Annotated in this window: 21 protein-coding genes, 5 tRNA genes and 2 pseudogenes; 17 read left to right on the top strand and 11 right to left on the bottom strand. The window is 70.5% G+C overall.

The annotated features are described in order from the left end of the window. A pseudogene (locus HYE82_RS37660) lies at positions 1-209 on the top strand (YceI family protein); the annotation flags it as partial. On the opposite strand, the gene HYE82_RS04505 reads toward HYE82_RS37660, so the two are convergent. After that, entirely contained in the window at positions 157-768 is a 612-nt protein-coding gene (locus HYE82_RS04505) for a YceI family protein (protein WP_179172596.1), read from the bottom strand. The pseudogene HYE82_RS37660 and the gene HYE82_RS04505 sit on opposite strands and share 53 nt — an antisense overlap. A gap of 258 nt (positions 769-1,026) precedes the next feature. Here HYE82_RS04505 and HYE82_RS04500 point away from each other — a divergent pair, with 258 nt between their 5' ends. Together HYE82_RS04500 and HYE82_RS04495 are read left to right on the top strand one after the other, a co-directional pair. Continuing rightward, on the top strand, positions 1,027-2,610 hold the full coding sequence (locus tag HYE82_RS04500; RefSeq protein ID WP_179172595.1) for an acyl-CoA carboxylase subunit beta: 1,584 nt from the start codon (positions 1,027-1,029) through the stop codon (positions 2,608-2,610). A 23-nt stretch (positions 2,611-2,633) separates the two neighbouring features. Beyond that, a complete protein-coding gene (locus tag HYE82_RS04495; protein ID WP_179172594.1) occupies positions 2,634-2,837 on the top strand; it encodes an acyl-CoA carboxylase subunit epsilon in 204 nt (67 codons plus the stop codon). A 273-nt stretch (positions 2,838-3,110) separates the two neighbouring features. On the opposite strand, the gene HYE82_RS04490 is transcribed toward HYE82_RS04495, so the two are convergent. From HYE82_RS04490 to HYE82_RS04455, 8 genes are all read right to left on the bottom strand, one after another. After that, entirely contained in the window at positions 3,111-3,692 is a 582-nt protein-coding gene (locus HYE82_RS04490; protein WP_037792108.1) for an ATP/GTP-binding protein, read from the bottom strand. Then, positions 3,673-4,230, bottom strand: a complete 558-nt coding sequence (locus tag HYE82_RS04485) for a DUF742 domain-containing protein (RefSeq protein ID WP_179172593.1) — start codon at positions 4,228-4,230, stop codon at positions 3,673-3,675. The genes HYE82_RS04490 and HYE82_RS04485 overlap by 20 nt, the downstream gene beginning before the upstream one ends. 93 nt (positions 4,231-4,323) lie before the next feature. Then, positions 4,324-4,737, bottom strand: coding sequence for a roadblock/LC7 domain-containing protein (locus HYE82_RS04480; protein WP_114058494.1), 414 nt, complete (start codon positions 4,735-4,737; stop codon positions 4,324-4,326). Positions 4,738-4,747: 10 nt separating this feature from the next. Beyond that, positions 4,748-7,930, bottom strand: coding sequence for a nitrate- and nitrite sensing domain-containing protein (locus HYE82_RS04475; protein WP_179172592.1), 3,183 nt, complete (start codon positions 7,928-7,930; stop codon positions 4,748-4,750). Between the two features lie 294 nt (positions 7,931-8,224). Then, a complete protein-coding gene (locus tag HYE82_RS04470; protein WP_114054330.1) occupies positions 8,225-8,806 on the bottom strand; it encodes an ATP/GTP-binding protein in 582 nt (193 codons plus the stop codon). Beyond that, a complete protein-coding gene (locus HYE82_RS04465; RefSeq protein ID WP_125541140.1) occupies positions 8,787-9,182 on the bottom strand; it encodes a DUF742 domain-containing protein in 396 nt (131 codons plus the stop codon). Before HYE82_RS04465 ends, HYE82_RS04470 begins: the two co-directional genes overlap by 20 nt. Positions 9,183-9,333: 151 nt before the next feature. Further along, positions 9,334-9,747, bottom strand: coding sequence for a roadblock/LC7 domain-containing protein (locus HYE82_RS04460; RefSeq protein WP_179172601.1), 414 nt, complete (start codon positions 9,745-9,747; stop codon positions 9,334-9,336). A gap of 9 nt (positions 9,748-9,756) precedes the next feature. Next, complete coding sequence (locus HYE82_RS04455) at positions 9,757-13,149, bottom strand: nitrate- and nitrite sensing domain-containing protein (RefSeq protein ID WP_256986915.1); 3,393 nt, start codon at positions 13,147-13,149, stop codon at positions 9,757-9,759. Positions 13,150-13,527: 378 nt separating this feature from the next. On the opposite strand from HYE82_RS04455, the gene HYE82_RS04450 reads away from it, so the two are divergent. From HYE82_RS04450 to HYE82_RS04405, 10 genes are all read left to right on the top strand, one after another. Then, positions 13,528-13,695, top strand: a complete 168-nt coding sequence (locus HYE82_RS04450) for a hypothetical protein (protein ID WP_179172590.1) — start codon at positions 13,528-13,530, stop codon at positions 13,693-13,695. A gap of 314 nt (positions 13,696-14,009) precedes the next feature. Beyond that, complete coding sequence (locus tag HYE82_RS04445; RefSeq protein WP_179172589.1) at positions 14,010-14,195, top strand: hypothetical protein; 186 nt, start codon at positions 14,010-14,012, stop codon at positions 14,193-14,195. Positions 14,196-14,364: 169 nt separating this feature from the next. Then, complete coding sequence (locus tag HYE82_RS04440) at positions 14,365-15,183, top strand: fumarylacetoacetate hydrolase family protein (RefSeq protein ID WP_179172588.1); 819 nt, start codon at positions 14,365-14,367, stop codon at positions 15,181-15,183. Next, entirely contained in the window at positions 15,176-16,660 is a 1,485-nt protein-coding gene (gene gltX / locus HYE82_RS04435; RefSeq protein WP_179172587.1) for a glutamate--tRNA ligase, read from the top strand. The genes HYE82_RS04440 and gltX overlap by 8 nt, the downstream gene beginning before the upstream one ends. 127 nt (positions 16,661-16,787) lie before the next feature. After that, positions 16,788-17,516: an HAD family hydrolase gene (locus HYE82_RS04430; protein WP_179172586.1), complete on the top strand. Its 729-nt coding sequence runs from the start codon at positions 16,788-16,790 to the stop codon at positions 17,514-17,516. Between the two features lie 88 nt (positions 17,517-17,604). Next, positions 17,605-17,676: transfer RNA gene (locus HYE82_RS04425), tRNA-Gln, on the top strand. 28 nt (positions 17,677-17,704) lie between these two features. Beyond that, positions 17,705-17,777: transfer RNA gene (locus HYE82_RS04420), tRNA-Glu, on the top strand. Between the two features lie 61 nt (positions 17,778-17,838). Beyond that, positions 17,839-17,911, top strand: a tRNA-Glu gene (locus tag HYE82_RS04415). A 22-nt stretch (positions 17,912-17,933) separates the two neighbouring features. Further along, positions 17,934-18,005, top strand: a tRNA-Gln gene (locus tag HYE82_RS04410). Between the two features lie 27 nt (positions 18,006-18,032). After that, a tRNA-Glu gene (locus HYE82_RS04405) sits at positions 18,033-18,105 on the top strand. A gap of 181 nt (positions 18,106-18,286) precedes the next feature. On the opposite strand, the gene ndgR is transcribed toward HYE82_RS04405, so the two are convergent. Further along, positions 18,287-19,003 carry an IclR family transcriptional regulator NdgR gene (gene ndgR / locus HYE82_RS04400; RefSeq protein ID WP_114054338.1) on the bottom strand — a complete coding sequence of 239 codons (717 nt, stop codon included), beginning with the start codon at positions 19,001-19,003 and terminating at the stop codon, positions 18,287-18,289. A gap of 184 nt (positions 19,004-19,187) precedes the next feature. On the opposite strand from ndgR, the gene leuC reads away from it, so the two are divergent. The 4 genes from leuC (at position 19,188) to HYE82_RS04380 (ending at position 22,399) form a co-directional block, all read left to right on the top strand. After that, positions 19,188-20,612: a 3-isopropylmalate dehydratase large subunit gene (gene leuC, locus HYE82_RS04395; protein WP_179172585.1), complete on the top strand. Its 1,425-nt coding sequence runs from the start codon at positions 19,188-19,190 to the stop codon at positions 20,610-20,612. A 3-nt stretch (positions 20,613-20,615) separates the two neighbouring features. Further along, positions 20,616-21,209 carry a 3-isopropylmalate dehydratase small subunit gene (gene leuD / locus HYE82_RS04390; protein ID WP_179172584.1) on the top strand — a complete coding sequence of 198 codons (594 nt, stop codon included), beginning with the start codon at positions 20,616-20,618 and terminating at the stop codon, positions 21,207-21,209. Between the two features lie 137 nt (positions 21,210-21,346). Continuing rightward, entirely contained in the window at positions 21,347-21,574 is a 228-nt protein-coding gene (locus HYE82_RS04385) for a hypothetical protein (protein WP_179172583.1), read from the top strand. A gap of 144 nt (positions 21,575-21,718) precedes the next feature. After that, complete coding sequence (locus tag HYE82_RS04380) at positions 21,719-22,399, top strand: HU family DNA-binding protein (protein WP_179172582.1); 681 nt, start codon at positions 21,719-21,721, stop codon at positions 22,397-22,399. Positions 22,400-22,684: 285 nt separating this feature from the next. Here the strand turns inward: HYE82_RS04380 and cofC are convergent. Continuing rightward, positions 22,685-23,338 (bottom strand): annotated as a pseudogene (cofC, locus tag HYE82_RS04375) (2-phospho-L-lactate guanylyltransferase); the annotation flags it as partial. Positions 23,339-23,515 lie beyond the last annotated feature (177 nt).

Below are 23,515 nucleotides of genomic sequence, written 5' to 3'. Positions count from 1 at the left end.
ACGTCTACGGCAGCGAGCGCGTCGGCTTCGAGGGCTCCGCCGAGATCCTGCGCTCGGACTGGGGCCTGACCTGGAACGCCGCGCTGGAGGCCGGCGGTGGTGGCGGTACGGAGCCTGCGGGGAACGCGGTCCTGCGACAGACCGCAGTCCTCCGGCTCAGGCCTGCCGGACGGCCGAGATGTCGAAGGTCAGCTTCACCTTGTCGCTGACCATGACACCGCCGGCCTCCAGCGCGGCGTTCCAGGTCAGGCCCCAGTCCGAGCGCAGGATCTCGGCGGAGCCCTCGAAGCCGACGCGCTCGCTGCCGTAGACGTCCGTGGCGGAGCCGTTGAACTCCAGGTCGATGGAGAGCGGCCGGGTGACGTCCTTGATCGTCAGATCGCCGGTGATGCGGTAGGTGTCCGCCCCGACCCTGGCCGCCCCGGTGGAGCGGAAGGTCATCAGCGGGAAGGCGTCGGCCGCGAAGAAGTCCTCGCCGCGCAGGTGGGCGTCGCGGTCGGCGATGCCGGTGTCCACGGAGGCGATCTTCACGTCGATGGTGGCGGTGGAACGGGCGGGGTCGCCGCCGTCCAGGTGCAGCGAACCGGAGTAGTCGCCGAAGCTGCCGCGGACGTTGGTCACCATCGCGTGGCGGACGGTGAAGCCGATGCTGCTGTGGGCGGCGTCGATGGCGTAGTCGCCGGTGAGGGCGGCCAGGGCCGGGTCCGCGTCGAGGGTGGCGACGGCGGCGGTGGTGTCCTGCTGGCTGCGGCGGGTGAACAGACCCATGACTCTCTCCTCGGTGGGGGTGGCGCTGTCGAAGTGGTTTAACCTTCAACGAGAACGACCGTAGACCCATTCTGTTCAAATTTCAACATCTGGTCGGGGTGTCAGGCCGTTTTATGGAACCTCCACAACCGGCGACCGTCTCGCCTGGTGGTCTTCGCGCCCCGCTCCGCGGTTCTGTGCGGGCCGGACAGCGGAACACGGCCGAGACTGTGTAGAACCAACGGAGGTTTTTCATGGTCGGCTTCGTAAGGTCGGTACATGACCGTTGTGGACCAGACTCCGAGCGAGCCGACGGACGCCCGCGGGCGCGTGGCCGAGCTGCACTCCCTGCGCGAGCAGGCGCGGCGTGGACCGAGTGACCGGGCGACCGAGGCCCAGCACGCGAAGGGCAAGCTGACGGCGCGGGAGCGCATCGCGCTGCTCCTCGACGAGGGTTCCTTCAGGGAGGTCGAGCAGCTGCGCCGGCACCGGGCGACCGGTTTCGGCCTGGAGGGCCGCAAGCCGTACACCGACGGTGTGATCACCGGCTGGGGCACGGTCGAGGGCCGCACGGTCTTCGTGTACGCGCACGACTTCCGGATCTTCGGCGGCGCGCTGGGCGAGGCCCACGCCACGAAGATCCACAAGATCATGGACATGGCCATCGCGGCGGGTGCCCCCCTGGTCTCCCTCAACGACGGCGCCGGCGCGCGCATCCAGGAGGGCGTCTCGGCGCTCGCCGGCTACGGCGGCATCTTCCAGCGCAACACCAGGGCCTCGGGTGTCATCCCGCAGATCTCGGTGATGCTGGGCCCGTGCGCGGGCGGCGCGGCGTACTCGCCGGCGCTGACGGACTTCGTGTTCATGGTCCGCGACACCTCGCAGATGTTCATCACCGGCCCCGACGTCGTGCGCGCCGTCACCGGTGAGGAGATCAGCCAGAACGGCCTGGGCGGCGCCGACGTCCACGCCGAGACCTCCGGCGTGGCGCACTTCGCGTACGACGACGAGGAGACCTGCATCTCCGAGGTGCGCTACCTCATCTCGATGCTGCCCTCCAACAACCGCGAGAACCCGCCGGTCCACGAGACCTCCGACCCGGCCGACCGCCGCTCGGACGTCCTGCTGGACCTGGTCCCCGCGGACGGCAACCGCCCGTACGACATGCACAAGGTGATCGAGGAGCTCGTCGACGACGGCGACGTCCTGGAGATCCACGAGCGCTGGGCCCGCAACATCATCTGCGCCCTGGCCCGCCTCGACGGGCAGGTCGTCGGCATCGTCGCCAACCAGCCGCAGACCCTGGCCGGCGTCCTCGACATCGAGGCCTCCGAGAAGGCCGCGCGCTTCGTCCAGATGTGCGACGCCTTCAACATCCCGATCATCACCCTGCTGGACGTGCCCGGCTTCCTCCCGGGTGTCGACCAGGAGCACGGCGGCATCATCCGCCACGGCGCCAAGCTGCTCTACGCGTACTGCAACGCCACCGTCCCGCGGATCTCCCTGATCCTGCGCAAGGCCTACGGCGGCGCGTACATCGTCATGGACTCCCAGTCCATCGGCGCGGACCTCACCTACGCCTGGCCGACCAACGAGATCGCGGTCATGGGCGCCGAGGGCGCCGCCAACGTCATCTTCCGCAAGCAGATCGCGGAGGCCGAGGACCCCGAGGCCATGCGGGCCCGCATGGTCAAGGAGTACAAGGCCGAGCTGATGCACCCGTACTACGCGGCCGAACGCGGCCTCGTCGACGACGTCATCGACCCCGCCGAGACCCGCGGGACGCTGATCGGCGCCCTCGCCATGCTCCGCAGCAAGCACGCCGATCTGCCGTCCCGCAAGCACGGCAACCCGCCGCAGTAACGAGCGAAGGAGACCTGCCACCCATGAGCAACACTGCCGACACCCTGCTGCGCGTCGAGAAGGGCAACGCCGAGCCGGAGGAGCTGGCCGCGATCACCGCGATCCTGCTCGCCCGCGCCGCCGCCGCGCCGGAAGCCCGCCCGACGCACCGCATCGGCACCCAGGCCGGATGGCGCCGCCTGGAGCGCGCCCGTGGCTTCCGCGCCCCGCACAGCTGGCAGGGCTGACCCGCAGCTGCCTTCGTCAGGCCCCGCACCCTCCCCGGACTCCGTCCCGGGCCCGGGGTGCGGGGCGACGCATGTCCGGGGCCTGCACAGGGCCCCACGGGTGCCTCCGGGGCTGCAGGGGCGGCTGAGAGCCCCTCTGCGGGCTTCCCGGCCCCCGGCTGGGTCAAAGGGCCATCGAAGCCGTACCAGGCCCTCAGGAGGCCGCCTACGGCGGGAACGGGAAAGGCCCCGTGTCCACGGGACACGGGGCCTTCGCGTACGCGCTGCGCGGTGCTACCGCAGCCGTGCCATGAGGGCGTGCTCGACCAGGGTGATGAGCGCGCTCTTGGCGTCGGCCCGGTGGCGGGCGTCGGTGGTGATGATGGGGGCGTCCGGGCCGATCTGGAGTGCCTCGCGGACTTCTTCGGGGGTGTAGGGCTGGTGTCCGTCGAAGCCGTTGAGGGCGATGACGAAGGGCAGTCCGCTGTTCTCGAAGTAGTCGACGGCGGGGAAGCAGTCGGCGAGGCGGCGGGTGTCGACGAGGACGACGGCGCCGATGGCGCCGCGGACGAGGTCGTCCCACATGAACCAGAACCGGTCCTGTCCGGGGGTGCCGAACAGGTAGAGGATGAGGTCCTGGTCCAGGGTGATGCGGCCGAAGTCCATGGCGACGGTGGTCGTCGTCTTGTCCCCGGTGTGGGTGAGGTCGTCGATGCCGGCGGAGGCGCTGGTCATCACGGCTTCGGTGCGCAGCGGGTTGATCTCGGAGACCGCGCCGACGAACGTGGTCTTGCCCACGCCGAAGCCGCCCGCCACCACGATCTTCGCGGAGGTGGTGGAGCGAGCCGCTCCGCCGTTAGAGCTTGCGAAGTCCACTGAGCACCCTTTCGAGCAGTGTCACATCTGGCTGGCCACCGGCGGATTCGTCGCCGCCGGGCTGGTGAATGGCGACAAGGCCCGCCTCCGCCAGGTCGGCGACGAGAATGCGGGCGACACCAAGAGGAATGGAGAGAAGTGCCGAGATCTCCGCAACGGATTTGATCTCCAGGCACAGGCGGCAGATGCGCTGGTGCTCGGGCAACTGCCCTTGCAGCCGCGCGGGGTCTGCCGTGGTACTGACCAGCGCCTCGATGGCGAGCTGGTAGCGCGGCCGCGTACGGCCGCCGGTCATCGCGTACGGACGCACCAGCGGGTTGTGGGCCTTGGGAGCCTGCGGCTGACCGCCCCGGTGGGGCTGCTGCTGCGGAGGTCGCTGGGGCACCTGATGCTGGGGCTGTCCGTATGGCTGTTGCTGGTAGGGAGCCTGCTCCGGCACGGTCCGGCTTGGTGCGGAGGGGAAGTTGAAGCGGTTCTGGTCGTGCCCACCCTGCGGCTGCTGAGCGCCGCCATAAGGATGTCCTCCGGGTGTTGTCACGTCTCCTCCTCCGACTCCAAGAACGCAGTACTCCCTGTGGAACCGCGCCACCGCACCCTACGGTGCGATGGCGCGAAACGCACTGCCTGTTTGCTAGTTCAGAAGGCTTCCCTGCAGTTCGGCGCGCAGGTCCGGGGTGAGGACCGTACCCGCTCGATCCACGAGGAGGGCCATCTCGTAGCCGACGAGACCGATGTCGCACTCGGGGTGCGCGAGCACCGCGAGCGAGGAGCCGTCGCTGATGGACATGAGGAAGAGGAATCCCCGGTCCATCTCGACGACGGTCTGGTTGACGGCGCCGCCCTCGAAGATGCGGGAGGCTCCGGCGGTCAGCGAGGTCAGACCGGAGGCCACGGCCGCCAGCTGATCTGCGCGGTCGCGCGGGAATCCATCGGACATCGCCAGAAGGAGGCCGTCGGCGGAGACCACCACCGTGTGGGACACCCCGGGGGTGTTGTCCACGAAGTTGGTGATCAACCAGTTCAGGTTCTGTGCCGCCTGGCTCATCGGGCTCACACTAACGCTCCTGGTCATAGCTGTTACTTGACTGCTCAGTACCCGCGCTCCGGCCCTGCTGGACACCGCGCCGCAGGTTGCTCAACCTGCCGCGCACGTCCTCCGGAGCCCGGGAGACCTGGGGGCCGTTCTGCGGAGTCGTCTCCGCAGAACCTTCGACCAGGTTGGCCTTGGGCACCCGCCGAGGCAGACCGGACGCGGTGACCCCGCCCGCCTTCGGCTCACGGAGCTTTCCGGCCGCCGACCAGCGCTCGTCGTTCTTCGAGCGCCAGGCGTCACCGCCCGCCTCGCCCTGCTCCGCCGCGGCCGGCTGCTGCTGTCGCGGCGACCGCTGCTCGAAGAGGGATCCGGGGGACTCCGCTTCCTGCTGCGCCGGCTGCCGCTGCTGCTGGCTGCCGCGGCGCGGCAGGCCCGCACCGGTCATGTGGTGACCGGCGTCGGCAGCGGCGCCCGGACGATCGAAGCCTACGCGGTCCGCGGCGGGTTCGGGAGCGACCGGGGGTTCCGATTCAGTCCCGTACTGCTGCTGGTAGCCATCGGAGTACGTGTTCTGCTCGGGCCACGCCGCATGCTGCGACTGGGCAGCGTAGCCGTTGTCGTAGCCCTGCACGTCCTGCTGAGGCTGGTGGTAACCCGCTTCCGCATAGGGGTAGTCCTGCTGCGGGTAGGCCCCGTGGCCCTGCTGGTCCGCGTGGGCCTGCTGCTCGTCGTACGAGGCGTCATAGCCCTGCGCGGGCTGCTGCTCGAACTCCGGGTACGACTGGTAGCCGTGCTCCGGCTGCGGTTCCGCATACTCCTGCTGCGCAGCGTGGTCGCCGGCCGGGGCCTGCGGCTGGTGCAGCTGCGCCTCCAGCGCCGCTCGGCGGTCCTGCTGGCCGAGGGAGCGGCCGACCGCGTCCAGGCCGCCTTCGGCATCCTGACCGTCGTAGCGGGAGTCGTCGAAGCCGAGTTCGGCGGCCGTGCGCATCGGCGCGGCCTGCTGGACGTGCTGCTGCGGGATCATCGAGGAGACGGTGAACTCGTCGTCCGGGATGCCCTCGCCACCGCCACCGTGGGTGATCGCGTCCGGGAGCATGATGAGCGACGTCGTACCGGCCGCCTCGCCCGAGGGACGCAGCTGGACGCGGATGTTGTGCCGGTCCGCCAGGCGGCCGACCACGAAGAGGCCCATGCGCTGCGAGATCGCGGCGTCCACGGTCGGCGGGTTGGCCAGCTTGTGGTTGATGTCCGCGAAGTCCTCGGCGGTCAGGCCGATGCCCTTGTCGTGGATCTCGACCATGACGCGGCTGTCCGGCAGACGCGTGGCGTTGACGCGGACCTTGGTCTGCGGCGAGGAGAACGTGGTGGCGTTCTCCAGCAGCTCGGCGAGCAGGTGCACGAGGTCGGTCACGGCCTGGCCGTGGATCTCGGCCTCGGAGACGTTCGAGAGCTCGATGCGCTCGTACTGCTCCACCTCGGAGGAGGCGGCGCGCAGCACGTCGACGAGGGGCACCGGCTGGTCCCAGCGGCGGCCCGGCTCCTCGCCCGCGAGGATGAGGAGGTTCTCGCCGTTGCGGCGCATACGGGTGGCCAGGTGGTCCAGGCGGAAGAGGTTCTCCAGCTGGTCCGGGTCGGCCTCGTTGTTCTCCAGCTCGGTGATCAGGGTCAGCTGGCCCTCGATCAGCGACTGGTTGCGCATGGAGAGGTTCGTGAAGATCGCGTTGACGTTCCCTCGCAGGAGCGCCTGCTCGGCGGCGAGCCGGACGGCCTCCCGGTGGACCTGGTCGAAGGCGCGGGCGACCTCGCCGATCTCGTCCCGGGAGTCGATCGGGATCGGCGCGACGCGGGTTTCGACCTTGCCCGGGTCGGTCCGCGAGAGCTGGTCGACGAGCATCGGCAGGCGCTGCTCGGCGACGTCGAAGGCAGCGGCGCGCAGGCGGCGCATCGAGCGGCTCATCTGGCGGGCGACCATGGCGGCCAGGATGAACGCGGCGAGCAGGGCCACGACCACCGCGGCGCCGGTCCAGATGGCGACGTTGCGGGCGTCGTCGGAGACCGCGACGGCGTCCTTGACGGCCTTGTCGAGGAGATCCTTCTCGATCTCGGCGTAGCCCTCGAACTTGGCGGTGGCACCGGCCTGCCAGGCGGCCGGCGTGACGCCGATCTTCGCCAGGGCGGCGGGCTTGTCGCCGCGGGCTATCGCATCGGTCATGCCCGTGAGCACCGAGCCGTTGACCGTGGGCGGGGTCGTGAACGTGGTGCCGTTCTGCTCCGCCTGCGCCTTCGCCGCGGCGAGCTTCGCGGCCCCGTCCTGGGACTTCTTCTGCATGACGTCTTTGAAGCGGTTGACGTCTTCGGCGGTGCCCGCGGCGATGTACTCGCCGACCGCGATCTCCTCGAGGTAGGCGTAGGAGGAGAAGGCGACCAGCTGGGCCTTGCGGACCTCTTCGTCGGGGTTCGGGCGGACCAGCAGGTGCATGCCGATGGAGCGCTGGAGCGATTCGGCGGCCTTGGCCAGCTCGATCGCGTAGACCATGCGCCCGTAGCTGGTCACGTTGCCGGTGCCCAGCCCCAGTTCGTTGGAGAACTGCATCAGGTAGTGCTGGACGAGGAGGTAGCCGTCCTCGGTCGGGATGGGACCCAACTGGGTGGGTGGGTTCTTCTTCGCCGACTCGGGGGCCTTGAAGGCCGTCTGACGGACCGTGGACAGCTTGGGCTCCTCCTGGCGGAAGAGCTGCAGGCGCCGCTCCAGACCCTGGTTCTTCGGCAGGTCCTTGACGGCCTCGGCGAATTTCGCCTTCGCCTCGTTGGTGGCGTCGTAGGCCTTCGTGACCGCGGGGTTGCCCGTGTCGCCCTTCAGCAGCGGCTCGGCCGTGAGGTCGCGCTCGTTGAGCAGCGCCTGGCCGTATTCCGCCGCCGCCTGGACGATGCGGGCGGTCTTCTCGGCGTCCTTGGCCTCGTTCCAGGTGTCGAGGGACCCCTTCACCTGGAAGCCGCCCATGACCAGGCCGACGAGGACCGGTACGAGCAGGATGGCGTTCAGACGGGTCGCCACACGCCAGTTGCGGGGCGAGAACCTGCTGGTGCTGCCGCTCTTCGGCGCCGGTTCCGCGGGCGCGTCGACGGGCGGCGCGGCCGCGCGCTGCGGCGGGGTGAAGTTGCCGCGCGCGGATTCATCCACGGGGCTCGAGTTGCTTCGCCTCACTCGACCAACAACCTCTCGGCGGTGCTACTAGCTAGTTGGTTGAATTCCAGCACGGTCAAGGGCCGTGTTCCAAACAGTTGGTTCCGGCCGGTCCCCGAGACCTTCGACACACGTAAAACGGACATAAAGAGCGAGCGGCGGCAAAAACGGGGCCGCATGTACGCGCAGCGGTACCGCCCGAACGCGCGGTGTGCAGGTCCGGGGGCAATTCTCTGTCGAAACGTTATGAACGAGAAGGGCGGGCCGTGTCGTATGACACAGCCCGCCCCTTCCCGGTCCGCACGACAGGCCCGGTTACTTCAGCCGTGCCATGAGGGCGTGCTCGACCAGGGTGATGAGCGCGCTCTTGGCGTCGGCCCGGTGGCGGGCGTCGGTGGTGATGATGGGGGCGTCCGGGCCGATCTGGAGTGCCTCGCGGACTTCTTCGGGGGTGTAGGGCTGGTGTCCGTCGAAGCCGTTGAGGGCGATGACGAAGGGCAGTCCGCTGTTCTCGAAGTAGTCGACGGCGGGGAAGCAGTCGGCGAGGCGGCGGGTGTCGACGAGGACGACGGCGCCGATGGCGCCGCGGACGAGGTCGTCCCACATGAACCAGAACCGGTCCTGTCCGGGGGTGCCGAACAGGTAGAGGATGAGGTCCTGGTCCAGGGTGATGCGGCCGAAGTCCATGGCGACGGTGGTCGTCGTCTTGTCCCCGGTGTGGGTGAGGTCGTCGATGCCGGCGGAGGCGCTGGTCATCACGGCTTCGGTGCGCAGCGGGTTGATCTCGGAGACCGCGCCGACGAACGTGGTCTTGCCCACGCCGAAGCCGCCCGCCACCACGATCTTCGCGGAGGTGGTGGAGCGAGCCGCTCCGCCGTTAGAGCTTGCGAAGTCCACTGAGCACCCTTTCGAGCAGTGTCACGTCCGGCGTGCCGCCGGCCTCTCCGTTGCCCGGCTGGTGGATGGCCACCATGCCGGCCTCTGCCAGGTCGGCCACGAGGATCCGGGCCACACCGAGCGGCATGGACAGCAGCGCGGAGACTTCCGCGACCGACTTGACCTCGCGGCACAGCGTGCAGATGCGCTGGTGCTCGGGCAGCAGGCCGGACAGGTGCATCGGATCGGCGGTGGTGCTGACCAGTGCCTCGATGGCGAGCTGGTAGCGCGGCCGAGTCCGACCGCCGGTCATGGCGTACGGGCGCACGAGCGGCTGGTCGCCCTCCGAGTACGACGAATCGTCGTACGCATCGGAATAGGCGGGGGGCGGGGTCATTGATCCTCCGGGCTGGACAGCAGTGGTCAGCGTGCCGTCTGACGGGGCGGCCGGTGGGGGGGACTGTATGACGGCCTGGCGGTGGTACTGGGCACTGGGGCGGGGCCCCGCTCCCCCGGCCGGAAGTACCGTCCGGCCGGGGAATGGTCGGTCAGATGAGCAGGCTTCCCTGCAGTTCGGCGCGCAGGTCCGGGGTGAGGACCGTACCCGCTCGATCCACGAGGAGGGCCATCTCGTAGCCGACGAGACCGATGTCGCACTCGGGGTGCGCGAGCACCGCGAGCGAGGAGCCGTCGCTGATGGACATGAGGAAGAGGAATCCCCGGTCCATCTCGACGACGGTCTGGTTGACGGCGCCGCCCTCGAAGATGCGGGAGGCTCCGGCGGTCAGCGAGGTCAGACCGGAGGCCACGGCCGCCAGCTGATCCGCGCGGTCGCGCGGGAATCCATCGGACATCGCCAGAAGGAGGCCGTCGGCGGAGACCACCACCGTGTGGGACACCCCGGGGGTGTTGTCCACGAAGTTGGTGATCAACCAGTTCAGGTTCTGTGCCGCCTGGCTCATCGAACTCAACTAACGCTCCTGCTGGTAAGTGGGGTCGATGTGGTAACTGCCGGTCTCCGGGCCGTTGTTTCCGGCCTGGCGACCCTGCTGGATACCGCGTCGGAGGTTGGTCAGACGACCCCGGACGTCATCCGGTGCACGCGAGACCTGGGGACCGGCCTGAGTGTCGGTCTGCTGCTGCGCGGTGCCGGCCACGAGGTTCGCCCGCGGAACTCGGCGGGGCAGCCCCGAAGTGGTGATGCCGCCGGCGGCGGGCTGGCGCACGCGCTCGGCCTGGCGCATCAGTTCGTCGTTCGGCGAGGAACGCCAGCTGACGGTCGGCGCGCTGCCGTTCGCCGTCTGGGCGGACTCGGCCGAAGGCTCCTGGCCGCGCTGCGGCATCGGCTGCTGCAGGCGCTGGCGCGGAGCGGGTGCCGGGGCCGGAGGGGCGGCCTGCGGCTGCTGGAACGCGGACGGCGCCTGCCCGGACGGCTGGGAGCCGTCCTGCGGGTACCAGTTCGACTCCAGAGTGTCGAAGATCGGGCTGCGCTCGCCGCCCGGGCCCCCGGCCGGCGGCAGGGCCTCCGGCTGCTGGGCCTGCGGGAGCTGCGGCGCCTGCGGCGGCGGCGGGAAGCTGCCGACGCCCGGGCCGCCGGGCCGCGGGGCCTGGAACTCGGGGCGGGCGAACTGCCCCGTGGCGGACGGGTCCGCCTGGCCGCGCACGTCCGGACGCTCGAACTGCCCGGTCGTGCTGTTGCCGCCGGCCTGCGGGCGCGGGGCACCGAAGTCCGGGCGCGGGAACTCGGCCGTGGAGCCGGGACCCGAGAGCTCGTCGTGGCCGCGCGGGACCTCCTGGCCGCCGTGGCGGGCCGGAGCGGCGCCCCAGCTGGCGGCCTGCGGGACCCCGGCGGGACCGCCGGCGGCACCGGCACCCGGGAGCTCCGGGCGCAGGGCGCCGTCGCGCGGCGGCAGCTGCGGCCGAGGGCCGCGCTGGGCCTGGGCCTCGGGAGCCCGCCCCGCGGGGGCGGCGGGCTGCGGCGGCTGGGGCCGCTCGAAGCCGTTGCCCTGCGGGAAGCCGGCCTGGCCGGAAGCGGAAGGGCCGGAAGCGGAAGGGGCCGAGGCGGGACGGCCCTGGGGGCCGCCGGCAGGACCGCGGCCCGGCAGCGGGCTGTTGCCGCCGAAGGAGCCCTGGCCCTGGCCGGCCGGAGCACCGCCCGGCGCACCCTGTCCGCCGGGCATGCCCGGCATGCCCGGGCCGCCCTGCGGACGCCCGCCGGGACCGCTCTGCTGCGGACGGCCGGGGAGGCCCTGCGGACCGCCGGCGCCGCCCTGCTGGGCCAGCGCGGCACGCTGGCCCATGGCCGCGGCCACACCGCTGCGCTGGGGGCCGGAGCCCACCGGCTGGCGGGCACCGCCGCCCGGGCCGGAGCCCTGTCCGACGGAGCCGCCGGGACCGCCCTGCGGACCCGCGGCACCCTGGCCGCCGGGGCCGCCCGGCTTCTTGCCGCCCTGGGCGACGTCCACCGGCAGCATGACGAGTGCCGTCGTACCGCCGGAGTCCGACGGGCGCAGCTGGATGCGGATGCCGTGTCGCAGGGACAGGCGGCCGACCACGAAGAGGCCCATGCGACGGGAGACGGAGACGTCCACGGTCGGCGGCGCGGCGAGGCGCTCGTTGATCGCGGCGAGGTCCTCGGGGGACAGGCCGATGCCGGTGTCGTGGATCTCGACGAGCACGCGGCCGTCGGGCAGCGCGTGACCGGTGACCTTGACCTTGGTCTGCGGGGAGGAGAACGACGTCGCGTTCTCCAGCAGCTCGGCGAGCAGGTGCACGAGGTCGTTGACGACGCGGCCGGCGACCTCGGTCGCCGGGACCGCGGCCAGTTCGATGCGCTCGTACTGCTCCACCTCGGACGCGGCGGCGCGGAGCACGTCGACGAGCGGGACGGGGCGGGTCCACCGGCGGCCCGGCTCCTCGCCCGCGAGGACGAGGAGGTTTTCGCCGTTGCGGCGCATGCGGGTCGCGAGGTGGTCGAGCTTGAAGAGCGAGGACAGCTGGTCCGGGTCGGCCTCGCGCGACTCCAGTTCGGAGATGAGCGAGAGCTGACGCTGGATGAGGCCCTGGCTGCGGCGCGAGAGGTTGGTGAACATCGCGTTGACGTTGCCCCGCAGAAGGGCCTGCTCGGCGGCGAGGCGGACGGCCTCGCGGTGCACGTCGTCGAAGGCCGCGGCCACCTGGCCGATCTCGTCGCGGGTGTGCAGGCCGACGGACTCCACGGACGTGTCGACGTCCTGCGGGTCGGACTCGGACAGCTGCTTGACGAGCTCGGGCAGGCGTTCCTGGGCGACCCGGGTGGCGGTGTCCTGCAGGCGGCGCAGCGAGCGGATCATGGACCGGGCCATGACGAAGGCGCCGACGAGGGAGACGCCGAGCACGAGGAGGATCAGGGCACCGTTGATGATCGCGTCGCGCTGCGACTCGTTCTTCAGCTCACGGGCCTTCTGCTCCATGTCCTCGAGCAGCGTCAGCTCGATGACCTTCATGGCCTGGATCTTGGTGTCGTCCGCGTCGTACCAGTCCATCCAGGACTTGTACTGCGTCTCCTTGCCGAACTGGTCCTTGGTGGACAGGACGCGGCGGGTGTAGTGGTCCGCCTTGCCGATCTCCGGGTTGCCGTCGCCGAGCGAGGCGAGGAGGTCCTCGGTCTTGCCCTGGTAGACGAGTTCGAAGGTCTTCTTCGCCTGGCTTTCCCCGCGGAGTGCGGAGAGCGCGTAGAGGCGGTCGTTCTCGGTGAGCGTGCCGGTCTTCTCGTTGCTGTCGGGCAGCGAGGCGGCGATGATCGCGCGCTGGATCGAGGCGTATTCCTTGGCGGAGGAGAACGCCGCCAGGGCACGCGTACGCTTGATCATCTCGGGGCTGGACGTGGCCTGGGCCATGTCCTGGGAGAGCGAGAGCAGCGAGACGATCAGCGAGTTGTACTCGGTGACTGTCTGCTGGGCGCCGTTCTGGTACGCCTTCTTGCGGATCGCCTCGATCTCGGTGAGCTGACGGCCGATCTGCAGGATGTTGTTGCGGATCGACTTGAGCGTCTCGTCCTTGTCCTCCGTGGCGTCGACCTTGTCGGTCGCGGCGGCGAAGGACTTGAGGGCGGCATCGGTGTTCGACCGGACACCCTGGGTGAGGCTGTCGGGCTTGCCCGACTTGTCGATGGACAGCGGACCCGCCGACTTGTCGCGCTCCTCCTGGAGCGCGGCGGCCAGGTTGGTGGCCTGGCGCGTCATCGTCGTCAGCAGCTGCATGTGCTCGAGCTGCGAGATGTCGTTGAGCGAGTCGTTGATGCGGAAGCCGCCGAGCGTGGTGGCGGCGACGACCGGCAGGGTCAGCAGCGACACCAGTCGCGTGCTGATGCGCCAGTTCTGCATGTGCAGACGCGATCCGGGCCCGGCAGGGGCCTTCGGTATCGCAGTGTCCTTGTCGGCAGGCTCCTCGACCGGGGCCTTGCCCTTGGACTTGCCCCTGGGCTTGATGCGGGAGGCCTTGCTCTTCGCTCCGGAGGGGCCGGGGCCCGTGCCTTCGACGGCCGGCCCGCGGCCCTGGGCGTGCTGGGGCGATGAGCCTCGGTCGGTCCCGCCGCGCGGGTCCTGCTCCGCAGCAGCGTCCCCTCTGCCCTGAAGGGCCTGGGGAGACCCCTTGCCGTCCCTCTTGAATCGTCCCTGCACTAGCGTCGCAACCTCTGGACCAGGCGTCCCGCCGGGTGACCGGCTGGACGGTGTCGAGTCGTGGGGCGCTGTCGCGGCCCCATGGTGGTCGTCGGTGACCGGCGCGTCTCCTTCTTCACCGCCGCTCGGCGCGGTCTCGCGCCACCTGCGCGCCGGCTGTCTCGCGCGGCGGTCTCGCGCATTCCAGCACAGTGCCGGATCTCCAACAAGGTGCGCGCACCGGCCCTGCAGATCATCGACGGAACGTGACGGTCCGACTACGGCGCGTGTGGCGCCTTTCGGGGCGAAATGGACTTACGCGATTCAAACGCAAGGACCGTCAAGGTGTCCCAGTCGAGATGATCAGCAGCGGAATGGCAGATTCAGTGGCGTAATGTCCGTTTCGCCGCTTCGAGTTGACCGTCTGCTATGTCCGAATTGCCGGGTGGCTGGTGAGCAAACTCACATGACAGAGGCCAATAGTTCCCGGTTCAGGGCGCGAATCGGATGTTTAGCCTTGCCCTTTACAGGGTTGACGGAACCGACAACCCACCCGACAACCGAGCCGAGGGCCCGAGACTCCGATGAAGACGACGATGATGTTCCGCAACATAGCCAACCCGCGCCGCACCACCCTCGCGCACCTGAAGGACGCCGAGGAGCTGCAGCCGGCCCCGGCTCCGGAACACGCCGTCGAGCTGCCGACCCAGACCGCGAACCCGCGCCGCACCGTGCTGATGCACGCCCCGGCCGCGCCCGCCGCCGAGTAGGGCACCGCCGCAGCGGCGGAAGCAGGAGGGCGCGTACGGGCGGCGGCAGCCGAGCCGGGCACGCCGCCGCGGGGCGCCGCAAAGGAACGCGAAGCCGCGCCGCCCGCCGCGCTAGCCTGGAGTCCGCAGACTCCAGCCAGCGGAAATAACAGAGGGGCAGGCGCAAGGCGTGCGCATCGCCAGGTTCTCGATCGACGGCAATGTCGCGTTCGGCGCGGTCGAGGGCGGCACCGCCCCCGGCGCCGAGGGCGAGCTCGTCCTCGACATCATCAAGGGCATCCCGTTCGCGGACTTCGAGCTCTCCGGCACGAAGGTCCCGCTGAGCAAGGTCCGGCTCCTGCCGCCCGTGCTCCCGAACAAGGTCGTGGCCGTCGGCCGCAACTACGCGGAGCACGCGGCGGAGCTCGGCAACCGCATCTTCGACGATCAAGGCCGTCCCGAGGCGCCCATCACCTTCTTCAAGCCGTCCACCTCGGTGGTCGGCCCGGGCGACCCGATCACGTACCCGTCCTTCTCCCAGGACCTCCACCACGAGGCGGAGCTCGCCGTGGTGATCGGCCGGATGTGCCGCGAGGTCCCGCGGGAGCGGGTCAAGGACGTCATCCTCGGCTACACCTGCGCCAACGACGTCACCGCCCGCGACGTGCAGCAGCGCGAGCAGCAGTGGGCCCGCGCCAAGGGCTTCGACAGCGCCTGCCCGCTCGGCCCCTGGATCGAGACCGGCCTGGACCCGGCGGCGATCGCCGAGGGCCTGGCCGTCCAGTGCACCGTCAACGGAGAGCAGCGCCAGCTCGGCAGCACCCGCGACATGGTCCGCTCCGTCGAGGACCTGGTCGTGCACATCAGCGAGGCCATGACGCTGCTGCCCGGCGACGTCATCCTCACGGGGACCCCGGCCGGAGTCGGCCCCCTCAACGTCGGCGACGAGGTCGCCGTCACCATCGAAGGCATCGGCACTCTCACCAACAAGGTGATCAAGCGTGGCTAACGCGACCCCCGTCCGCGTACGTTTCTGTCCCTCCCCGACCGGCAACCCCCACGTGGGCCTGGTCCGGACGGCCCTGTTCAACTGGGCGTTCGCCCGCCACCACGGCGGCACGTTCGTCTTCCGCATCGAGGACACCGACGCGGCGCGCGACTCCGAGGAGTCGTACGAGCAGCTCCTCGACTCGCTGCGCTGGCTCGGCTTCACCTGGGACGAGGGTCCCGAGGTGGGCGGCCCGCACGCCCCGTACCGCCAGTCCGAGCGCATGGACATCTACGCGGACGTCGCGCAGCGGCTCCGGGACGGCGGCTACGCGTACGACTGCTACTGCACCACCGAGGAGCTCGACGCCCGCCGCGCGGCCGCCCGCGCCGCCGGCAAGCCCTCCGGCTACGACGGCCACTGCCGCGAGCTGACCACCGTGCAGCTGGAGGCGTACCGGGGCGAGCACCGCACCCCGATCGTCCGCTTCCGGATGCCCGAGGAGCCGATCACCTTCACCGACCTGGTCCGCGGCGAGCTGACCTTCACCCCGGAGAACGTGCCGGACTTCGGCATCCTGCGCGCCAACGGCGCCCCGCTCTACACGCTCGTCAACCCGGTCGACGACGCGCTGATGCAGATCACGCACGTGCTCCGCGGCGAGGACCTGCTGTCCTCCACCCCGCGCCAGATCGCGCTGTACGAGGCGCTGATGGAGCTGGGGATCGCCACGGGCGTCCCGCAGTTCGGCCACCTGCCGTACGTGATGGGCGAGGGCAACAAGAAGCTCTCCAAGCGCGACCCCGAGTCCTCGCTCAACCTGTACCGCGAGCGCGGCTTCCTCCCCGAGGGCCTGCTGAACTACCTCTCGCTCCTCGGCTGGTCCTTCTCCAAGGACCAGGACGTCTTCTCGATCGAGGAGATGGTGGCGAAGTTCGACATCACCGAGGTCAACGCCAACCCGGCCCGCTTCGACCTGAAGAAGGCCGAGGCGATCAATGCCGACCACATCCGCCGGCTGGACGAGAAGGCCTTCGCGGACGCCTGCGCCCCGTGGCTGCGGGCCCCGTTCGCGAACTGGGAGCCCGAGGACTTCGACACGGCGGCCTGGGAGGCCATCGCGCCGTACGCCCAGACCCGTGTGACCGTCCTGTCGGACATCACCGCCAACGTCGACTTCCTGTTCCGCAAGGAGCCGGTCGAGGACCAGGCGTCCTGGGACAAGGCCATGAAGGGCGACCCGGCGGGCCTGCTGACCTCCGCCCGCGCCCGCCTGGAGACGGCCGACTGGAACGACCCGGAGTCGCTCAAGCAGGCCGTCCTCGCCGCGGGCGAGGCCCACGGCCTGAAGCTCGGCAAGGCCCAGGCCCCGGTCCGCGTGGCCGTCACCGGCCGCACGGTCGGCCTGCCGCTCTTCGAGTCGCTGCAGATCCTGGGCAAGGAGCGCTCGCTGGCCCGCATCGACGCGGCCCTGGCGAAGCTGGCCGCCGCCGCGTAGGCAGCAGGCGCCGTCGTCCCGCAGGGGGCGGCCCCCGGTTCGTCCGGAGGCCGCCCCCGCGGCGTTCTCCGTGACGGACTTCGCCATCGGGCCGCCGCGGGACGGGCGGGCGGCGTAGCCTCGGCGTATGCCGATCCGCGCCGTGCTGTGGGACATCGACGACACCCTGTTCGACTACACGGGGGCGGACACCGCCGGGCTCGCCCGCCGGCTCGCCGAGGAGGGCCTGGCCGAGCGCTACGGCTCCCCGGAGAAGGCGCTCGCGCTGTGGCGGGAGGCGACCGCCCGGCACTGGGAGCGCTTCGCGGTCGGCGAGGTGACCTTCCAGGGCCAGCGCCGGGACCGGGTGCGGGACTTCCTCGGCGAGCCCGCGATGGGCGACGAGGGGGCCGACGCCTGGTTCGACCGGTACGTGGAGCACTACAAGGCCGCCTGGACCGTCTTCCCCGACGTCGTGCCCGCCCTGGACGCCCTGGCGGGACGCTACCGGCACGGCGTGCTCTCCAACTCCTCCAGCGCCAACCAGGACCCCAAGCTGCGCGCGCTCGGCCTGCGCGAGCGCTTCGAGGTGCTGGTGTGCGCCGCCGAGCTCGGGGTCAGCAAGCCCGAGGAGGCGGCCTTCCACGCGGCCTGCGGGGCGCTGGGGCTCCCTCCCGGGGACGTGGCCTACGTGGGCGACCAGCCGGAGATCGACGCCCGCGGCGCCCGCGACGCCGGAATGACGGCGGTCTGGCTCGACCGCGGCGGCGACAGGGGGCCCGCACCCGCAGGCGTACACCGGATCGAGGGGCTTGCGCAGCTCCCGGAGGTGCTGGCCGGGGATACCCGTTTTGGAGCACGGTCAGCCATCCGGTAATGTTCTTTCTGCGCCGCCGGGGCGGGCCGAAAGGCCGGAAACCGGAGGAGCAGCCCGAAGGAAAATCCCGCAAGGGGTTGACTTCTGGTGGGGTATGGTGTAATTGGCAACACGAGGGTTTCTGGTTCCCTTATTCTAGGTTCGAGTCCTGGTACCCCAGCGCAGTGCAGCAGTATTCGCAGTGCTTTGCCCCCGTTGTGTAGCGGCCTAGCACGCCGCCCTCTCAAGGCGGTAGCGCCGGTTCGAATCCGGTCGGGGGTACAGATCCTTCCCGCGAGGGGTCCTGGGTAGCTCCCGGACATCTTGATGCAGGATCGCTAGGGCCCCCGTTGTGTAGCGGCCTAGCACGCCGCCCTCTCAAGGCGGTAGCGCCGGTTCGAATCCGGTCGGGGGTACTCAGGTTGGTTCAGACCACCTTGGGCTATGGTGTAATTGGCAACACGAAGGTTTCTGGTTCCTTTGTTCTAGGTTCGAGTCCTGGTAGCCCAGCGCAGTACAGCGCAAGCTGTAAGGCATGCCCCCGTTGTGTAGCGGCCTAGCACGCCGCCCTCTCAAGGCGGTAGCGCCGGTTCGAATCCGGTCGGGGGTACACACAGGAGAGGCCCTCCGCGTCCATCGCGGAGGGCCTCTTCGTCGTTCCCGCCCGGGCGGCCCCCATACGGTCCCGCCCGTGGCGCGGTGCACAAGGACGGGCCCGGAAGCGCGTGTTCGGACGTGTGCGGCGTCGTACGCGCCCCCGGGCCCGAGGGAGGGGGAAAGGCGTCGGCAGGTCAGCCGGCGCGGCGCAGGGCCTCGGTCAGGCGCGCTGCGGCGTCGATGACCGCCTGGGCGTGCATCCGGCCGGGGTGGCGGGTCAGGCGCTCGATCGGCCCGGAGACCGACACGGCGGCCACCACGCGGTTCGAGGGTCCGCGCACCGGTGCCGAGACGGACGCCACACCGGGCTCCCGCTCGCCGATCGACTGTGCCCAGCCGCGGCGCCGCACTCCGGACAGGGCCGTCGCCGTGAAGCGCGCGCCCTGCAGTCCTCGGTGCAGCCGCTCGGGCTCCTCCCAGGCCATCAGGATCTGCGCGGCCGAGCCGGCCTTCATCGGGAGCGTGGAACCCACCGGCACCGTGTCCCGCAGACCGGACAGCCGCTCGGCGGCCGCCACGCAGATGCGCATGTCCCCCTGCCGGCGGTAGAGCTGCGCGCTCTCCCCGGTCACGTCGCGGAGGTGGGTGAGTACCGGTCCCGCCGTGGCCAGCAGGCGGTCCTCGCCGGCCGCGGCGGCGAGCTCCGCCAGCCGCGGTCCCAGGATGAACCGGCCCTGCATGTCCCTCGCCACCATCCGGTGGTGTTCCAGTGCCACGGCCAGGCGATGTGCCGTGGGTCGTGCGAGCCCTGTCGCCGCGACCAGCCCGGCGAGGGTGGCCGGACCGGACTCCAATGCGCTCAGAACCAGAGCTGCCTTGTCGAGAACGCCGACGCCGCTAGAGTTGTCCATGAAACGATATTCACGTCTCACACTGTGAAACGCAAGTTCAATTTTTCCAAGAACCAGCGAGTCTGTATGTGCGGGTCCACGAACCACTGGGTCCGAGGCCGTCGTCCGGCACGTGGGGTACCGGCGATCGGCGCACCACATCTCTATGAAGCGCCGGCCACACCGGCCGGCCGGAGGGAAAGCGATGGGTAGGACACTCGCGGAGAAGGTCTGGGACGACCACGTCGTCCGGCGCGCCGAGGGCGAGCCCGACCTCCTCTTCATCGATCTGCACCTGCTGCACGAGGTGACCAGCCCCCAGGCCTTCGACGGCCTGCGGCAGGCCGGCCGCAAGGTCCGCCGTCTCGACCTCACCATCGCGACCGAGGACCACAACACCCCCACCCTCGACATCGACAAGCCGATCGCGGACCCGGTCTCCCGGGCCCAGCTGGAGACGCTGCGCAAGAACTGCGCCGAGTTCGGCGTACGCCTGCACCCGCTCGGCGACGTCGAGCAGGGCGTCGTCCACGTCGTGGGACCGCAGCTCGGCCTGACCCAGCCCGGCACCACCGTGGTCTGCGGCGACTCGCACACGTCCACGCACGGCGCGTTCGGTGCGCTGGCCTTCGGCATCGGCACCAGCCAGGTCGAGCACGTCCTGGCCACCCAGACCCTGCCGCTGGCCCGCCCCAAGACGATGGCGATCACCGTCACCGGCGAGCTGGCCGAGGGCGTCACCGCCAAGGACCTGATCCTGGCGATCATCGCCAGGATCGGCACCGGCGGCGGCCAGGGCTACGTCATCGAATACCGCGGCGAGGCCGTCGAGAAGCTGTCGATGGAAGCCCGCATGACCGTGTGCAACATGTCGATCGAGGCCGGCGCCCGCGCGGGCATGATCGCCCCCGACCAGACCACCTTCGACTACCTCCGGGGCCGCGACCACGCCCCGACGGGCGAGGACTGGGACGCGGCGGTCGCCTACTGGAAGACCCTGCGCACCGACGAGGACGCGGTCTTCGACGCCGAGGTCGTCATCGACGGCGCATCCCTGTCGCCGTTCGTCACCTGGGGCACCAACCCGGGCCAGGGCGCCCCGCTGTCGGCCAGCGTCCCCGACCCGGCTTCGTACGAGGACGCCTCGGAGCGCCTGGCCGCCGAAAAGGCCCTGGAGTACATGGGGTTGACCGCCGGGCAGCCGCTGCGCGACATCAGGGTGGACACCGTCTTCGTAGGCTCCTGCACCAACGGCCGGATCGAGGACCTGCGCGCCGTCGCCGACGTCGTCAAGGGCCGCAAAGTCGCCGACGGCGTACGGATGCTGGTCGTCCCCGGCTCGGTCCGCGTCGCCCTCCAGGCGGTCGAGGAAGGCCTGGACCAGGTCTTCAAGGAGGCCGGCGCCGAGTGGCGGCACGCCGGATGCTCCATGTGCCTGGGCATGAACCCCGACCAACTGGCCCCCGGTGAGCGCTCCGCGTCCACCTCCAACCGCAACTTCGAGGGCCGTCAGGGCAAGGGCGGCCGTACGCACCTGGTCTCCCCGCAGGTGGCCGCCGCCACCGCGGTGCTGGGCCACCTGGCCTCGCCCGCCGACCTGTCCGACGCCCACGCCACCGCCGGAGTCTGAACCATGGAAGCCTTCACCACCCACACCGGCCGGGCCGTGCCGCTGCGGCGCAGCAACGTCGACACCGACCAGATCATCCCGGCCCACTGGCTGAAGAAGATCACCCGTGACGGGTTCGAGGACGGGCTCTTCGAGGCCTGGCGCAAGGACCCCGAGTTCATCACCAACCGCCCCGAGCGCGCGGGCGCCACCGTGCTGATCGCCGGCCCCGACTTCGGTACCGGATCCTCCCGCGAGCACGCCGTCTGGGCCCTGCAGAACTTCGGCTTCAAGACGGTCATCTCCTCCCGCTTCGCCGACATCTTCCGCGGCAACTCGCTGAAGAACGGGCTGCTGACGGTCGTCCTCCCGCAGGAGACCGTCGACCGGCTGTGGGAGCTGACCGAGGCCGACCCGGCAGCCGAGGTGACCGTCGACCTGGTCGCACGCCAGGTCCGCGCGGCGGGAATCGAGGCGGAGTTCGAACTCGACGACAACGCCCGGTGGCGTCTGCTGGAGGGCCTGGACGACATCTCGCTCACCCTTCAGAACGAAGCCGACATCGCCGCGTACGAAAGCGCCCGGCCCGGCTTCAAGCCACGCACGATTCGCGCTTGATTACAGCCTGATCAGGGGTTATTCGCCTTCTGAAGATCACGCGGACAACACTGTGCCCCCCGCCCCGCGGCGGGGGGCACAGCCGTGTGTTGAGGCCCCGTGGGGCGACAACTCGCCCCAGATGGCACAATCTGTGCATGGAACGCGACGGTCAACTGGAGCTCTACCAACTCGTCGCGGACCGGTTGAAGGAAGCGCACACACGGGTGCGCACACTGCAAGTCCCGGAGGGCGTAAGGATGGCGCTGTCCCGGAAGCTGTTGGTCGTCACGGCTGCGGCGAAACATGATGTCGCCGATGCGGCAAGGCGCCTGGACAGGTTGATGAAGGACCTCGACGAGGGTCGATTCCCTGAAGGCGACTGATGCGAAGGAACTCCGCAACGGGCACTTCCGTTGCGGCACTAGGGTGATTAGCCCGTTTCGTGTTTGATTTGCGGTATATATCCGCCTAACGTGCGAAATAAGCTTGAACACATTCGTTCTGGCGATGTCTCCGAAGGGGAAGACGTGAACAAGGCGCAGCTCGTAGAAGCGATTGCCGACAAGCTGGGTGGCCGCCAGCAGGCCGCCGACGCTGTCGACGCGGTACTGGACGCCATGGTCCGCGCGGTCGTCGCAGGCGATCGGGTCTCGGTCACGGGCTTCGGCTCGTTCGAGAAGGTGGACCGGCCGGCCCGCTACGCCCGCAACCCGCAGACGGGTGAGCGCGTCCGGGTCAAGAAGACCTCGGTTCCCCGCTTCCGCGCGGGCCAGGGCTTCAAGGACCTGGTCAGCGGCACCAAGAAGCTCCCCAAGGGCGACGAGGTGGCCGTGAAGAAGGCACCCAAGGGCAGCCTGACCGGCGGAGTTTCCGCCACGGTCAAGAAGGCCGCGGCCAAGAAGACCGCCGGCGCCAAGAAGGCGGCCGTGAAGAAGACGACGGCGGCCGCGGCGAAGAAGGCCACGGCGGCCAAGAAGACGACTGCTGCGGCGAAGAAGACCACCGCGGCCAAGAAGACGACCGCGGCCAAGACCACCGGCGCGGCGAAGAAGACGACGGCCGCCAAGAAGGCGACCGCCGCGAAGAAGACCGCGCCCGCCACCAAGGCCGTCGCGAAGAAGGCGCCGGCCAAGAAGGCCACGGCGCGCTCGACCGCTGCGAAGAAGACCACCACCGCCGCGAAGAAGACCACCGCCCGCAAGAAGTAGGGCACACGTCTCACACGCCGGGCCGGCTTCCCCAGGGGAGCCGGCCCGCGGTGCGTCATCGCAGGTCAGAAGTTTTCTTCGTCAGAACGTCTGCAGGGTCACCAGGGTGATCCGCAGGCTCGCGCCCGCACCCGAGGTCTCGATCCGGACCCGCTGGCCCGGGCGCAGCAGCCGCAGCCCGCCCGCGTCGAACGCCGGGGCGTCGAACGGCACCGGCGTGCCGTCGTCCAGCAGCACGCTGCCGCTGCGGGTCTGGGGGTCGTACGTGTACGCGGTCGCCTGCATACCGGCACTGTATCGGGCCGTGTGTGGGCCCACGCCCAGGGAGAGCGCCCTGCGCAGGTCCGCCCCCGTGTCCACGTCCCGGCGCACGCTGTCCACTCCCGAGAGGGCGATTTCCGCCGCCCCCGACGCGGAATGCCGGGCCCGCGACGGCCCCCCGAACGAGGGTGCCAATTCCGACTCCGGTGCCGCGGAAAGCAAGGTCGTACCGATTCCCGCGGCGTCCGCGAGAAATGCCCGGGGAAATGCGGATGCCGCATCGAGCACGCGTAGCAATTCCGGCGGACGCAGTGCGGGGAGATCCGCGTTCATCGCGGCGACCGCCGCCCGGGGCCGGGCCGCGCGTATCTCCTGCGCCCCGTGGGCGAGAGCCGCGTTGAGGCCCGCGGCCGGCGCGTCCGCCACGATCCGCGCGCCCAGCCGGGCCAGTTCCGCCCCCGCCGCCGGGTCGTCCGTGACGACCACCACATCCGCCACCGCCGGGCAGGCCAGCGCCCCCGCCACGGTGTCCTGTGCGAACGCCAGCGCCAGCCCCGGCCGCGAGGCGCCCACGGCGGCCGCGAGGCGGCTCTTGGCCACGGCCAAGGGCTTCAGCGGGATCACCAGGCTCCAGACGGCGTTCGTGGCGGACCCCTTCCCTCCGGTGCCCGGCGGCACCCCCCGCGTGCCATGGCCGGGTCATGAGCCGGTCATGCATCGGTCCATTGTCGCCCCCTGCGCCCGGCCCGGGGCCCCGGCGGGCCGAGCGGGGCGTACGGTGTTCTCGACAGGGACCGGTCCCAAGGCCACACTTGCGGCCGACGAGGTGCCCAAGCCGCACCGGTCCCCGAGCCC

The sequence above is a fragment of the Streptomyces sp. BR123 genome (assembly GCF_013401435.1).
In the GTDB taxonomy this organism is placed as follows: Bacteria; Actinomycetota; Actinomycetes; order Streptomycetales; family Streptomycetaceae; genus Streptomyces.
Note: the sequence above shows the minus strand (reverse complement) of the source record. Positions and strands in the feature narration are given on the sequence as shown.